Raw genomic sequence first — 14103 nt, forward strand, 5'->3', positions numbered from 1 at the left:
CCGCCCTCAAGGGTTTATTACAGATGAAACGGTTTAGAATGCGTAGCTCAGCACAACACGTGCGGTGTAGGGGTTGTCCGGGTCTGTGGCGGCTCCGGAGTTACCGGCTTTGTATGCAGAGTTTTTGTAGTAGCCGCCCAGGATAACATAGGCAGCCTGGAACTTGGCGGTCAGGTTGTCGTACATCTTGTAACCAGTTTCCACGTTGATTTCAGTGCCCTGGAAGTTGCTGCTGTTCTGGGCATTCGTGTTGAGATCCTTCGGCTTCAGGGAGTTGTTGTGAGCGGTCCAGAGGAAGCCGACATTCGTGTTAACATAGGCCTTGGGGGTGACGGAAAGGTCATAACCCAGGGTGTAGAGGTACATGCCCTGTGCATTGACCGGATTGGTGCCGTTGCCGGTATTGTAAGCGATACCATAGTCGGAAGTGGTGCCTTGGCTGAGGGCGTTGCGGTTGAGGAGCATCATGCCGGATTCGTTGTAGGAGCAGGTGCCGTTGCCGCCAGTGCTGTTCCATACGGCTGACCCATTCGAAGTCGCGCCCTGGGTCTGGGTGGTGCCGACCCAACCGGTCAAGTGCTTGCCGGGGTTGCTGCTGTTGCCGGAGGTGAAGAGCAGGGCGCTGTGCAGGCTGCCGGGGCCGACGGCGGCCTTGGCGGCTACGTTGTAGGCCAGGGAGTTCAGATAGGCGCTATCGGCAGAGCCGTTGATGCTCCTGATAACCCCGCCCTGGTAGGCGGCAAAGCCGCTCAGGGTCACGGGACCGACCTTGGCATCGCCGTAGAGTCCGAAGACATGCACCAGGAGGTCGCTGGCAGTGACAGGGGACGCGGTAGTATTGAGGTTGGTGTTGCGGCCATCCTCATAGACGTAATAGTCGAGGCCGATGTTTGCATCCTTGCTGAGGGCATACTTGAATTCAAGGGCGCCGATATTCAGGTCCTGGTTGCCGAGGATGCCACTTTTTGCGACGCCGTTGGTGGTGCCGTTGACGTTGGTACCGGTGCTGGAGTTGGTGGTCAGGCTGCCGCCGAAGGCGCCATCGTAACCGCGGAAATAGCCGGCAACAACGGTAGCATTGTCCATCTTGGTCGAGGTAACGACGCCGGCGGCGTCAAAATCGGCGAAGATTCCTTTGAGGTTGTCCTTGAAGGGCTGGACACCGGCAATGACCGTGGTGGGGGTGGACGGTATCTTGAATTGCAGATAGACCCATTTCGTTTCCAGGTTGACGGCGTCGGATTCGAGGGCGGCGCCGCTGTTACGGTATGTATTTCCCTGGGCCCTGTCGCCCCAGACGGAGTCGATCTCGAAACCGGTCACCAGTTTCAGGTCGTCATTGGCTTTGGCAGTGTAGAACAGGCGGGCGCGCTGCTCGAAATAGTTGTTGGTTTTCAGGTTTGCCGTCGTATTGCCCGAAACACCTGTACCCGTAGTGGCGGTGTTGGCGGAGGGGAGAATAATGCCGCCGCCGCCCTGCTCATAGTTGGACAGAAAATATTTCAGGGTGTAGCTGCCGTGGAATTCGTTCTCGAATGCCATTGCCGGCACAGCGGCCATGGCGCCGAGGGCGCTTGCTGCTGCAACTGCCAGAATCCTTTTTTTGATACTCATGTGTGCCTCCTTCAATTTTTATTAAATGCTTGATACTACTGCGAACTGCAAACAGATCAATTTCGTTTTCGATGATCACCACCTTTCATTACGAAATTTGGCATCAGGCAACGTCGTAACTGCTGTGAAATCATGGCTATAAAACACAAATACCTCCAAACATCCTGTCTGAGACAGGTTGCCTGGAGGTAATAGAAGACCTTCGCGCTTTTTTCGATGATTCTCCGAAACGGTTCACAGTGTCATTCGCTCCCTTGGTCGTTGTCGCTTGAAAGAATAAAAGTGACAATATAACAACAGGATAGCTATTTTGGCGGATCGTCTGTTTCAGGATATGTTCTAAAAAGTTGAGCAAAATATACAATAAATAAAACCGAAGTCAAGCAAAAAGTGGTTTCCACGGGGCTTCACAGCCCGTGGGCGGTGCCGTGAACGTGGTTGTCAAGAACCCTGTTTCATGCTACAAAACACTCCTCGCAAGGACTAATTTCTCTGTTAGTGGAGCATGGTGTCATGAAAATATCGGTTGCCGACGTTGAGTATGTGGCCCGTTTGGCCCGCCTGGAGTTGAACAAGGCCGAAACGGACCTTTTTGCCGGCCAGATGGATGCGATTCTCGGCTATGTGGAAAAGTTGAATGAGCTTGACACCGCCGATATCCGCCCCACCTCCCATGCCGTTCCGGTGGAAAACGCTTTCCGCGAGGACGCAACCCGCCCTTCCCTTGGTGTCGCGAAGGCCCTTGCCAATGCTCCGGACAAGGCCGACAGCTTCTACCGCGTGCCGAAGGTTATCGAATGATGATGCCTGTGTGGCGGGCCTGCTTGCCGCAAGGTTCAAAGCACATAAGTTGCACACCATACGCTGCAAAATTGGAGATGGAGTTGCCGTAATGTTTCGTTTGCGTTACGGGCAAGATTTTGCTGTGAAATGCTCTAAAAATTGGAGATGCTCTTCAAATGGATATTTTTGAATGCACTATTAAGCAACTAAATAATTGGTTGCATGCGGGTAGGGTGTCATCCGTTGAAGCGACCCGGGCCATGCTGGAGCGCATCGAATCGGTCGAGGACCGTGTCGGTTCATTCATCACCCGGACCCCTGAGTCGGCCCTGGCCGAAGCGGCAGCCGCCGACCGGCGCATCGCTTCCGGAAATGCCCACATCCTCACGGGGATTCCCCTGGCCCTCAAGGACATCTTTCTGACCGAAGGTATCCGCACCACCTGTGGTTCGCGCATGCTCCACAACTTTATCCCCCCCTACAGCGCCACCGCTTGGGAGCGGCTGCGCGACTGCGGGTCCGTGCTTTTGGGCAAGCTCAATCAGGACGAATTCGCCATGGGGTCATCCAACGAATCCAGCGCCTTTGGCGTTACCCGCAACCCCTGGGATACCGCCCGCATCCCGGGCGGTTCGTCCGGCGGCTCGGCGGCGGCCATTGCCGCCCGACAGGCAACGGCGACCCTGGGCACCGATACCGGCGGCTCCATTCGTCAGCCCTCCTCCCACTGCGGCTGTGTCGGCCTCAAGCCCACCTATGGCCGCGTTTCGCGCTACGGCGTGATCGCGTTTGCGTCCTCCCTTGACCAGGTGGGCCCGATCACGCGGGACGTAACCGATTGTGCCATCATGCTGGGGGCGGTTGCCGGCTACGACCCCAAGGATTCCACCAGCGTCAACGCGCCGGTTCCCGATTACACGGCCGCCTTGACCGGCGACATCAAGGGCCTGAGGATCGGCCTGCCCAAGGAGTACTATATCGATGGCCTCGACCGGGACGTTCAGGCGGCCATGGACCGGGCCATCGAGACCTATCGCCGGCTGGGGGCGGAATTCGTTGAAATATCCCTGCCCCACACCGACTATGCCGTGGCGACCTATTATCTGATCGCCACTGCCGAGGCCAGCTCCAATCTGGCTCGTTACGACGGCGTCCGTTTCGGGCATCGCAGCGAGCAGGCCGAAGGGCTGATCGACATGATGACCAAAAGCCGTAGCGAGGGGTTCGGGGCCGAGGTCAAGCGCCGCATCATGCTGGGCACCTACGCCCTTTCCTCCGGTTACTATGATGCTTATTACGTCAAGGCCCAGAAGGTGCGCACGCTGATCATGGGCGATTTCACCCGCGCCTTCGAGCATGTGGATGCGATCCTGACCCCGGTGGCCCCGACGCCGGCCTTCAAGATCGGCGAGATGGTCGATGACCCGTTGCAGATGTACCTGTCGGATATCTTCACCATCCCGGTCAACCTGGCCGGTACCTGCGCCATGTCCGTACCGGCCGGTTTCTCCGCTTCCGGCCTCCCCATCGGCCTGCAACTGATCGGCAAGCCCTTTGGCGAGGAGACCATCCTGCGTGCGGGCCACGCCTTCGAACAGGCCACGGAGTGGCATATGAGGAAGGCGGAGATTTAATTTTAAAATCTGCCACGGAGACACAGAGACACAGAGACACGGAGAAAATCTTTGTGTGTCTTCAAGAAACAACCCCTTTTCATGGTCACGGCTGCTTTTCTCGATGAAATTTCTGTGAACCTCTGTGTCTCCGTGTCCCTGTGGCAGGTTTATTTGTGTATTGAGGGTTTAAACTTAGTTTTTCGGAGTAACTACCCATGAAATTCCAACCTGTTATCGGCCTTGAGGTCCATGCTCAGCTAAAAACCGGGTCAAAAATATTCTGCGGCTGTTCCACGACCTTCGGTTCCGAGCCCAACTCCCAGACCTGCCCCGTCTGCCTGGGGCTGCCGGGCGCCTTGCCGGTGCTCAACAAGAAGGTGGTTGAATTTGCCATCAGGGCCGGGCTGGCCACCAATTGCACCATCGCCCATCATAGCGTCTTTGCCCGCAAGAACTACTTTTATCCCGACCTCCCCAAGGGATACCAGATCAGCCAGTTCGAGGATCCGATCTGCCGCAAGGGGTGGCTCGATATCCAGTTGGAAGGGCAGGGGCCCAAGCGTATCGGCATCACCCGTATCCACATGGAAGAGGATGCGGGCAAACTGGTGCATGGCGACGTCCCCGGCCTGGAGAACGGCTCCGGGGTTGACCTGAACCGGGCCTGCACGCCGCTTCTTGAGATCGTTTCCGAACCGGATCTGCGCTCATCGGATGAAGCGGTGGCCTATCTGAAACAGTTGCACCGGATCGTGACCTGGCTGGGGATCTGCGACGGCAACATGGAAGAGGGCAGTTTTCGCTGCGACGCGAACGTCTCGGTCATGCCGGTCGGTTCCGATACCCTCGGCACCCGGGCCGAGATCAAGAACGTCAACTCGTTCAAATTCGTCAAACAGGCCATCGAGTACGAGATCCAGCGCCAGATCGACCTGATCGAGGACGGGGGCAGCGTGGTTCAGGAAACGCGCCTGTTTGACCCGAACAGTGGGGCGACCCGTTCCATGCGCAGCAAGGAAGAGGCCCACGACTACCGTTATTTCCCCGATCCCGACCTGGTGCCCTTGGTAATCAGCGCCGATTGGGTACAGCGTGCGCAAAAGGAATTGCCGGAACTCCCCGAGCATCGGCAGCAGCGTTTCATCACCGAGATGGGGTTGTCGGAGTACGATGCGGAGGTTATCACCGCCAGCCACGAACTGGCCGATTACTTTGAAGAGTGCGTGGCCTTTCACCACAATGCCAAGGCCGTATCCAACTGGCTGATGGGCGAGGTGACCCGGGCGCTCAACGATTCGGGAACGTCCATCGCGGCATGTCCCGTCATCCCGCGCCAATTGGCCGAACTGATCAAGCTGATCGACAGTGGCGCCATTTCGGGCAAGATTGCCAAGACGGTCTTTGAAGAGATGTGGAAAAACGGCGGAGACCCCAAGTCGATCGTGGAAAAACAGGGATTGGCCCAGGTCTCCGACAGCGGAGCGATTGAAGCCGTTATCGATGAGATCATTGCCGCCAATGCCGCCCAGGTGGAAGAGTTCCGGGGGGGCAAGGAAAAGGTGTTCGGCTTCTTTGTCGGGCAGGTCATGAAGGCCAGCAAGGGCAAGGCCAACCCGGCGGTGGTGAACGAGCTTTTACTGGCCAAACTCAAAGGATAATACCCGGTAGCCGTCACGGATGGTTTCGCGCCGCATCTCGCTGTTTATGTACCCGATTTGCTGCCCATGAGTGCAATGGAGGCCACAATGAGTAATGCTAAGGTGATGATCGTCGATGACGCCCTTTTCATGCGCACCATTCTCGGCACAATCCTGAGAGACAAGGGCTATACCGTTGCGGCCGAGGCGGCCAGCGGCATAGAGACCATGAAAAAACTCCACGCCTGCGACCCGGACATCATTTTCCTGGATATCATCCTGCCCGACGCCAATGGGATACAACTGCTCGATTTTATTCATAAGATGAAGCCGCAGGCCAAGGTGATCCTCTGCTCGGCCATCGGCCAGGAGGCGATTGTCAAGAAGGGGCTGGATCTGGGCGCCCGGTTCTATGTCCAGAAGCCCTTCAGCCCGGAAAAGATTGCGGAAGCGCTGGAAAGCCTGGGGGAATGACCCATGGATATGTCCCAATACCGGGATTTGTTCGTCTCAGAATCCAAGGGACACATCCAGGTATTCAATGAGCTGGTTGTCATGCTTGAGGATAGCCCCGCCGACCAGAGCGCCATCGACGAGTTGTTCCGCCATGCCCATTCGCTCAAGGGGATGGCGGCAACCATGCAGTATCAAGCCATCGCCGACCTTGCCCATCGCATGGAAGACCTTTTGGGCAAGGTGCGGAGCGGAGCGTTCAGTTTTAGCCCGGGCCTGGCCGACATCCTGCTGGAAGGGAGCGACGCCCTCACCGCAATGATCTCGGCAATCGAAGCCGATGACGAGCGCTTGCCGGATACCACCGACCTGATCAATCGACTGGCCGGCTTCGACGCTGCCGGCAATCCATCCCCCCCTGCACCACCGGTCGCCGCCGCAGATGTTGCACCTGGAATCGATGATCGCGATCAGGGCGGCCCGGCCCCGGATCATCAGCCCCGACACACCGATTCCTTCAAAAGCGTCCGCGTCAAGACAGAAACCCTGGACCGGTTGGTCAACATCACCGGCGAGTTGCTCACAACACGTTACCGCCTGGCCGACCGTGCGTTGCGCTGCGAGGGCGCACAACTCGAAGAGCCGCTCAACCGTCTTTCCATGCTGCTGCGGGAACTGCGGGACGAGGTGTTCCAGGCCCGCATGCTCCCCTTCTCCTTTGTTGCCGACCGTTTCCCCCGCTTGGTGCGCGATCTGTCTCGCAAGCAAGGCAAGGAGATCCTCTTCCAGGTGGAGGGGAAGGAGATTGAACTGGATCGGGGGATTCTCGAGGAGATAAGCGAACCGCTGGTGCACATCCTGCGCAATGCCGTTGACCACGGCATGGAGATGCCCGAAGAGCGGATCGCTGTCGGCAAGCCCGGCCTCGGTACGATCCGCATCGTCGTAACCCGCGACAAGGATTGTGTGAATATCGTCATTGCCGACGACGGGCGGGGCATGGCCCCCGAAAGGCTCGCCGAAAAGGCGGTGGAAAAGGGGATGATCAACAGGGAACAGGCCAATGCCCTGACGCGGCATGAGGCGCTCATGCTGATCTGTGCCCCCGGTTTTTCCACGGCTGAAACCGTAAGCGACATCTCGGGCCGTGGTGTTGGCATGGATGCCGTCAGGGTTGCTGTGCACGCCTTGGGGGGCGGACTCGTCATCGAATCGGAGGTGGGACGGGGAAGTCGTTTCCTGCTAAGACTCCCCATTTCGGTCTCGATCATCCATGCCCTTTTGGTGGAGTGCGGCCCCCTGACGGTCTCCTTTCCGGTCAATGCCGTCAAGCGCACCATTGAACTCAGGCGCGAGGAGATATTCCAGGAGCGGGAGCAGTTCTTTTTCATGCTCGACGGCAGGCAGGTGCCTCTCAAAAATCTCAACCGTCTGCTCGGACAAGCGCCGACACCAGATGCGCGGGCGTTTGTCCCGACGGTCGTGATCGAAGCGGGTGACACAACGCTCGGACTGGCTACGGATCGTCTGCTCGGCCAGAGAGAGATCTTTGTGAAGCCGCTCGGTATTCCGCTGAGCCGCATCAAAGGACTTACCGGCGGGGCCATCACGGGGGATGGCCGTATCGTATATGTCATTGATGCCACTGCGCTGTAATGCGACCCAATTTTCAAAAGCGGTTGCGATAGATGCGGTCCTGTGGCAAAATTAACGACCGGGTTACGCCATTTTGCATTTTTCAGGAAAGGTTACACCATGATACGCTGGTTAACATGCAGTTTGTCCCTTCTGCTGGTTTTGGTCTGGACACCGTTGCAGGCTGCCGATAAGCCTGCAAGTCTCAAAGATGTGATCGGGGCGCTGGAAAAAGGGTATGCAGGCCTGCAGGATGTTCACGCCGATTTTTCTCAACGGACGCTTATCGCCGGGGTCGGCCGCGAACAGAAGGGCAGCGGCGAAGTATTCCTGAAACGGCCCGCTTCCAGCACAGCCATGTTCCGTTTCAACTATGCAAAGCCCAAACAGCAGATCGTTTCCAACGGCAAACAGGTCTGGTTCTACTTGCCCGAAAACCGGCAGGTGATGGTCAGCACGGTGGCCGAAATGTTCAAGGGTGGCAATGCCATCGCGCTCTCCTATCTGACCGGCCTGGGCCATGTGTCGCGGGATTTCACCGTTTCCTTTGCCAAGGAACAGCGTGATAAACACGGCGACTACCAGTTGGAATTGATCCCCAAAAAGCCTACGCCGGTCCTGGCGCGGCTCCAGTTGACGGTTTCGGCAGAGGCGGTGGAGCGTTTTCTGCGCCAGGGAAACGTGCAGGACCTCTTCCCGGTGCAGGCGTCGGTCGTGCATGATGCCGGCGGCAACCAGACCCGCATCGACTACAGCCATGTCAGGGTCAACAAGGGGTTGGACAGCAACAAGTTCAACTTCAAGGTCCCCGCAGGGGTTGCAGTCGTCAAGCCATAAGGCGGCGCTATCCATCACAAGGGCTCGCAAGCATGCCGGGCCGAACGTTTGCAGTGCATCCCCTGTACGGTTTCGATGGGATGTATTATACTAGTATATCTTCGGAGGGTGTCTCTATGCCGTCATTCGACATCGTTTCAAAAGTGGATATGCAGGAAGTGGACAACGCGATCAATCAGGCGATCAAGGAAATCGGCCAACGCTACGACTTCAAGGGGTCCAAGAGCGAGATCAGCCAGGAGAAGGATGCCGTCAAGATTTTGGCTGACGACGACTACAAGCTCAAGGCCGTGGTCGACGTGCTCCAGTCCAAGTTCCTCAAGCGCAATATCTCCATCAAGGCCTTGCAGTACGGCAAGGTCGAACCTGCCTCGGGTGGGATGGTGCGGCAGCTCATCACGGTCCAGCAAGGAATCTCCAAGGAGAAGGGTAAGGAGATCATAGCCGTCATCAAGGAAAGCAAGGTGAAAGTGCAGGCGCAAATCCAGGATGACCAAGTGCGGGTAACCGGCAAGAACCGGGACGACCTGCAGGAAACGATTCAACTCCTCAAGGGGAAGGACCTGGGGGTGGAGATGCAGTTCGTGAATTTCAGGGAGTAGCTTCGGCCGGTATGAAGAGCGGGGGATTTTCCATCCTCTGCGCAGTTATTCAAATAAAAGGGGTGTTCGTGAGCGAAAGCGTTAAACAAAAAGTCAGTATGGTCAGCCTGGGCTGCCCCAAAAACCTCGTGGATGCCGAGGTCATGCTCGGTGTGCTTGCCAAGGATGACTACGAGATTACGACCGACGAAAAGGATGCGGACGTGATCATCGTCAATACCTGCTCGTTCATCAAGGAGGCCAAGCAGGAGAGCATCGACGCCATTTTGGACTTGGCGGAACGCAAACACGACGGGCGCTGCCACACCCTGATCGTCTCCGGCTGCCTGCCGCAGCGGTATCAGGAGGAGTTGGCCAACGACCTGCCCGAGGTGGATATCTTTATCGGCACCGGCGATTACCCCCGCATTGCCGAGATTCTGGCGGAGAAGAAAGGTTCCGACGGCCAGCTGCGCTACGTCGGCGACCCGGATTACATCTATGACGAAACATTGCCGCGCCTCAACTCTTCGCCCGCATGGTATTCCTATCTCAAAATCGGCGAAGGTTGTTCCAATTGCTGCTCGTACTGCGTGATCCCCCAGCTACGGGGCGCCTACCGGTCCCGGCCGCTGGAGTCGCTGGTGGCCGAGGCGGAGCGGCTGGCCGCCCGCGGGGTCAAAGAGATCAATGTCATCTCCCAGGATGTCACCCGTTACGGCAGCGACCTGGACGACGGTTCCACCCTAGAAACATTGCTGCGCCGGTTGGCTGCCATTGAGGGGATTCGGTGGATTCGTCTCTTGTACGCATATCCCGACGGGATCACCGACGGCCTGATCGAGTTGATTCGCGACGAACCCAAGATTTGCAAGTATCTGGATATTCCGATCCAGCATATCGCCGACCCGGTTCTCAAACGGATGAACCGCCGGAGCAGCGAGGCTCAGATTCGGAACCTGATCGCTACCTTGCGCCGGGAGATCCCCGGCATTGCGCTGCGCACCTCGCTGATCGTCGGTTTTCCGGGCGAAACGGTGGACGATTTTGCCAGCCTGATGCAGTTCATCGAGCAGACCCAATTCGATCGCCTCGGGGTCTTCTGCTACTCCCGGGAAGAGAATACGCCGGCAGCCTCCATGCCGGACCAGGTCTCGGAACGGGTCAAGCGCGAGCGCTACCGCAAGTTGATGCGCGCCCAGGCGCGACTGTCATTCCGTCGCAACCGGGCCCTCATCGGTGCCACGGAACAGGTCATCGTGGAGGGGTACAGCGAAGAAACCGACCTGCTCCTGAGGGGACGCTCGTCGCGCCAGGCGCCGGATATCGACGGGCAGGTCTATATCACCGCCGGAACCGCCGAGGTGGGTGATATCGTTTCTCTCAAGGTCACGGACTCGTCGGATTACGACCTGATCGGTGAAATAGTCGTCTGATAATGCCTCCGGTTGTTTGGCTTGACAAACAATCTGTTTTCTGCAATAGTTTGCCCCCTTTTCAGGGGTGGTACGAAAGCAGACCAGGGGAGTGAGGGCAACATGGCCACGAAACCGGCAAAAAAGAAATGGCAGGAAATTAGGGAAATCCTTCAACAAATGAAGGAGGATACCCTGCGGGAAATATCCAAAACTGTCAAGAACGGCGCCGAAACCACAGCCGTCGGAGAACCGAGCGGCGACATCTATGACCAGGCCTCATCGGAGCGGGATCGCGAACTCGGGCTTTTATTGGGTGACCGGGAACGGGAAAAATTGCACAATATCGACGAGGCCCTCCTGAGAATCGACGAGGGAGAGTATGGCCTTTGCGAAGAGTGTGAAGAGGAAATCCCCTTGGGGCGGCTCAAGGCCATGCCGTTCGCGCGGTATTGCGTCAAGTGCAAATCCGATCTGGAAAAGCTCCAGGCCCAGACCAAGCGCTTTGAGGAGGACCGCACCTACCGCGAGATTCCCCTCGGCGGCGAGGAAGAAGACGCCTAGCGCCGTTTTCCCCGTGAACGGCTGAAGGCCGTTGCTATCCTCAATAGCGCCCCTCGCCGCACCTGCATGGCGTCGTGGGGGCACAATTCGCGGCAGCACCAACAACGAATACAGCTCTTTTGGTTGACCACCAGGGAGCTGTTTTTTATTTGTATGGCTTTCGGCGGGCAGGCGTCCCGGCAAATGCCACACAGCACGCAGCGGCGGGCGTCGGCCACGGGGAATGACAGAAGGTGGCGCCTGAGGCCATTTTTGATAAAGGTCGGCAGGCCGAATTGAACATCCAGGCCGGTGGGGAGTTTGAACCGCTTCCCCCCGAAGCGGTCGGGGGGCACGCCGAAAAGTTCCAGTGCGCCGATCTCCGTCCCCGGCAGCCCCATGCGTGCCGCTTCCCGTTCCACATGGAGCAGCTCTGCGGGTATCCCGGCCAGGCGGCCGGCCACCGTGTCCACCGCCACCGGATTGACGCCGGCGATCAATGCGCCCAATTTGATCGGGTCGCCACTTCCGGGGCCGTTCCCCTCCATGGCCACGATGGCATCCACAATATTCAGGGCCGGTTTTTTCAGCAGATAGATCTCCAGCAGCAGCCGGGCGAACTGTTCGCGCGAGGTTCCTGCCTTGAGGTGCCACGCCGGCTTTTCCGCCCCCACAACTACGCCGAAAAGGTTCTTCACCGCGCACGTCATGGTCATCATCTCGTGGGTCTTCAGCTTGGGCAGGTTGATGACCTTGTCCGCCTCCCAGTAAGCCCGCGCTATGGCGATGCGGCGGAAGGTCCCCGCGCCATTGAGCTCGATGGTCTCGTCGAATGCAACCAGTTCGGCGCCATTCTCCCGGGCCGCCTGGCTGATGCCGCTTTTGTCGGCCACCTTCCGGAACCCGCCGATACCGGGGCTGTCGCCGATCAGAACCCGGCCTCCGGCCTCCCTGACCAATTCCGCAACAGCCTTCACAACGGCAGGGTGGGTGGTTACCGCCGCTTCCGGAGCTTTGGCGGCCAGCAGGTTGGGCTTGAGCAAGACCCGCTCTCCCGGCCGTACGAAGGCCCCGATGCCGCCCAACGGCTCCAGAAGCGAGACTATTGCCTCCCGCACCCGGGTGGGATCATAATCGTTGCACTGGGCAAGGCTTACTTTTTTCATTCTGGCTTCCTTTGTCGGGCGCCCCGCCGACCTACTTGCGGCGGGCCGATTATGCGATACACTGGTGGATACAGGGGAATCCAATACGAAATCGGTTTGAAGCCATGGCGCCACCGGTTCTCTATAACGACATATCCTTGCTGTATGTCGAGGACGATCAAATCACCAGGGATACGGTTTCACGCCTGCTCATGCGTGTGGTCGGTACCCTTTATGTCGCCGCCAACGGCAGGGCGGGGCTCGATATGTACCGGGCCCATGCCCCTGATGTCGTGGTGACCGATATCAGGATGCCGGCCATGGACGGTATGACCATGGTTCACGAAATTCGTCGCCTTCAGCCGGATTGCCCCGTCATCGTTTTGTCGGCATTCAGCGATACCGAATACCTGCTGGATTGCGTCTCGATCGGCATCAACCATTACATCGGCAAACCGGTCGATTTCGCCAAGCTTACGGAGGCGGTGGCCCAATGCTGTGATTACGTCAACCTCAAGCGCCGTCTCAGAAAACAGGACGAATCCCTCAATCTGCTCTCCCAGGCCATGGAACAGGCCCCCACCTCGGTTCTCATCACGGACCTCAACGGCACCATAGAATATGTCAATGCGACATTTACCAAGGTGACCGGCTACAGCGCTGAGGAGGTCATCGGGCAGAATCCGCGCATCCTCAAGTCGGATCTCACCCCCCCCGAACTTTACCAGGAACTCTGGAACAGTATCAGGGCGGGAGAGGAGTGGGAGTGCGAGTTGGCCAATTGCCGCAAGGACGGCCAGGTTTATTGGGAGTTGGCAAAGTTTTGCCCGCTACGCAACTCCGAGGGGTCCGTCATCAAGTATCTCAAGGTATCCCAGGATATTACCGAGCGCAAGCACTATGAAGAGAACCTGCGGTATCTCAGCACCCACGACTCGCTCACCAACCTTTATAACAGGGCGTATTTCGAGGCCGAGATGAGCCGGCTGGCGGCCAGCCGGGATTTTCCGGTCAGTATTGTCATCGCCGATATTGATGGCCTCAAGACGATCAATGACAACTACGGTCATGATGAGGGGGACCGGTTGATTCGCATGGCTGCAGATTTGCTCCTGTCCGCCTTTCGGGCCGGTGACGTCGTTTCCCGTATCGGCGGGGATGAATTCGCCGTGCTGCTGCCGCACACCGACTTGGAAACCGCCCAGGCAGCGGTGCGGCGCATCATCCAAGATGAATGCCACCCAAGAAGGGAAAAAAACGGTTATTCGCGCGGCCTGTCCCTGGGGGTGGCAACTGCCTGTGACGCATCCGAACTCCCCGCCGCCCTCAAGCTGGCCGACCGGCGCATGTATCAGGATAAGTACGACAAAAAAGGGCGCACGGCAGAGCAGCCTCTCGTTGAGGATGATGGCATTGTCGGAGATTAATTGTTAAGGATGAAAATAATTGTTGACTCAATCTTATTTATATTGTAAAAATGCAATTCTCTTTGAGCCGCTAGCTCAGTTGGTAGAGCACCTGACTTTTAATCAGGTGGTCGTTGGTTCGATCCCAACGCGGCTCACCACTGAAAACGTCCCCTTCGTCTAGCCCGGCCCAGGACACCGCCCTTTCACGGCGGCGACACCGGTTCAAATCCGGTAGGGGACGCCAAAAACAACGGCCCTGGACATTACGTCCGGGGCCTTATTTCGTTGGGCACATAGCTTAGCTGGTAGAGCAGCCGACTCTTAATCGGCAGGTCGACGGTTCGATCCCGTCTGTGCCCACCAAAATTTAAGGACCTGACACCTTGTCAGGTCCTTTTTTTGTTTTGATGTCCAGGATTCCGCACCCCGGGGCGA

Annotated in this window: 12 protein-coding genes and 3 tRNA genes; 13 read left to right on the plus strand and 2 right to left on the minus strand. The window is 57.7% G+C overall.

The features are described from left to right. Positions 1–33: 33 nt before the first annotated feature. Positions 34–1614, minus strand: coding sequence for an alginate export family protein (locus tag F6V25_RS01725; protein ID WP_151126658.1), 1581 nt, complete (start codon positions 1612–1614; stop codon positions 34–36). Positions 1615–2127: 513 nt separating this feature from the next. Here F6V25_RS01725 and gatC point away from each other — a divergent pair. The 9 genes from gatC to F6V25_RS01770 all read left to right on the plus strand — a co-directional run bounded on the left by gatC (position 2128) and on the right by F6V25_RS01770 (position 11135). Then, complete coding sequence (gatC, locus tag F6V25_RS01730; RefSeq protein ID WP_151126660.1) at positions 2128–2415, plus strand: Asp-tRNA(Asn)/Glu-tRNA(Gln) amidotransferase subunit GatC; 288 nt, start codon at positions 2128–2130, stop codon at positions 2413–2415. 158 nt (positions 2416–2573) lie between these two features. Beyond that, positions 2574–4031 (plus strand): Asp-tRNA(Asn)/Glu-tRNA(Gln) amidotransferase subunit GatA, encoded by a 1458-nt coding sequence (gene gatA / locus F6V25_RS01735; protein ID WP_151126662.1) that lies wholly within the window; start codon positions 2574–2576, stop codon positions 4029–4031. A 197-nt stretch (positions 4032–4228) separates the two neighbouring features. Then, complete coding sequence (gene gatB, locus F6V25_RS01740) at positions 4229–5671, plus strand: Asp-tRNA(Asn)/Glu-tRNA(Gln) amidotransferase subunit GatB (RefSeq protein ID WP_151126664.1); 1443 nt, start codon at positions 4229–4231, stop codon at positions 5669–5671. A gap of 87 nt (positions 5672–5758) precedes the next feature. Continuing rightward, the gene (locus tag F6V25_RS01745) at positions 5759–6124 is read left to right on the plus strand and encodes a response regulator (RefSeq protein WP_151126666.1); all 366 of its coding nucleotides are present in this window, start codon (positions 5759–5761) and stop codon (positions 6122–6124) included. A 3-nt stretch (positions 6125–6127) separates the two neighbouring features. Further along, entirely contained in the window at positions 6128–7759 is a 1632-nt protein-coding gene (locus tag F6V25_RS01750; RefSeq protein ID WP_151126668.1) for a chemotaxis protein CheA, read from the plus strand. A 99-nt stretch (positions 7760–7858) separates the two neighbouring features. Then, on the plus strand, positions 7859–8575 hold the full coding sequence (locus F6V25_RS01755; RefSeq protein ID WP_151126670.1) for a LolA family protein: 717 nt from the start codon (positions 7859–7861) through the stop codon (positions 8573–8575). 116 nt (positions 8576–8691) lie between these two features. Next, positions 8692–9177, plus strand: coding sequence for a YajQ family cyclic di-GMP-binding protein (locus F6V25_RS01760; protein WP_149307416.1), 486 nt, complete (start codon positions 8692–8694; stop codon positions 9175–9177). 98 nt (positions 9178–9275) lie between these two features. After that, positions 9276–10592 carry a 30S ribosomal protein S12 methylthiotransferase RimO gene (gene rimO / locus F6V25_RS01765; protein WP_246166940.1) on the plus strand — a complete coding sequence of 439 codons (1317 nt, stop codon included), beginning with the start codon at positions 9276–9278 and terminating at the stop codon, positions 10590–10592. A 102-nt stretch (positions 10593–10694) separates the two neighbouring features. Continuing rightward, the gene (locus F6V25_RS01770; protein ID WP_149307415.1) at positions 10695–11135 is read left to right on the plus strand and encodes a TraR/DksA family transcriptional regulator; all 441 of its coding nucleotides are present in this window, start codon (positions 10695–10697) and stop codon (positions 11133–11135) included. Here F6V25_RS01770 and F6V25_RS01775 read toward each other — a convergent pair. Continuing rightward, the gene (locus F6V25_RS01775; protein ID WP_151126674.1) at positions 11132–12280 is read right to left on the minus strand and encodes a DUF362 domain-containing protein; all 1149 of its coding nucleotides are present in this window, start codon (positions 12278–12280) and stop codon (positions 11132–11134) included. The genes F6V25_RS01770 and F6V25_RS01775 overlap by 4 nt on opposite strands. Before the next feature lie 104 nt (positions 12281–12384). On the opposite strand from F6V25_RS01775, the gene F6V25_RS01780 reads away from it, so the two are divergent. From F6V25_RS01780 to F6V25_RS01795, 4 genes are all read left to right on the plus strand, one after another. Further along, complete coding sequence (locus tag F6V25_RS01780) at positions 12385–13686, plus strand: sensor domain-containing diguanylate cyclase (protein WP_151126675.1); 1302 nt, start codon at positions 12385–12387, stop codon at positions 13684–13686. Positions 13687–13750: 64 nt separating this feature from the next. Next, positions 13751–13826 (plus strand) — tRNA-Lys (locus tag F6V25_RS01785). An 8-nt stretch (positions 13827–13834) separates the two neighbouring features. Further along, a tRNA-Glu gene (locus tag F6V25_RS01790) sits at positions 13835–13912 on the plus strand. A 43-nt stretch (positions 13913–13955) separates the two neighbouring features. Beyond that, a tRNA-Lys gene (locus F6V25_RS01795) sits at positions 13956–14031 on the plus strand. Positions 14032–14103: the final 72 nt, after the last annotated feature.

The organism is Oryzomonas japonica, assembly GCF_008802365.1.
In the GTDB taxonomy this organism is placed as follows: domain Bacteria; phylum Desulfobacterota; class Desulfuromonadia; order Geobacterales; family Pseudopelobacteraceae; genus Oryzomonas; species Oryzomonas japonica.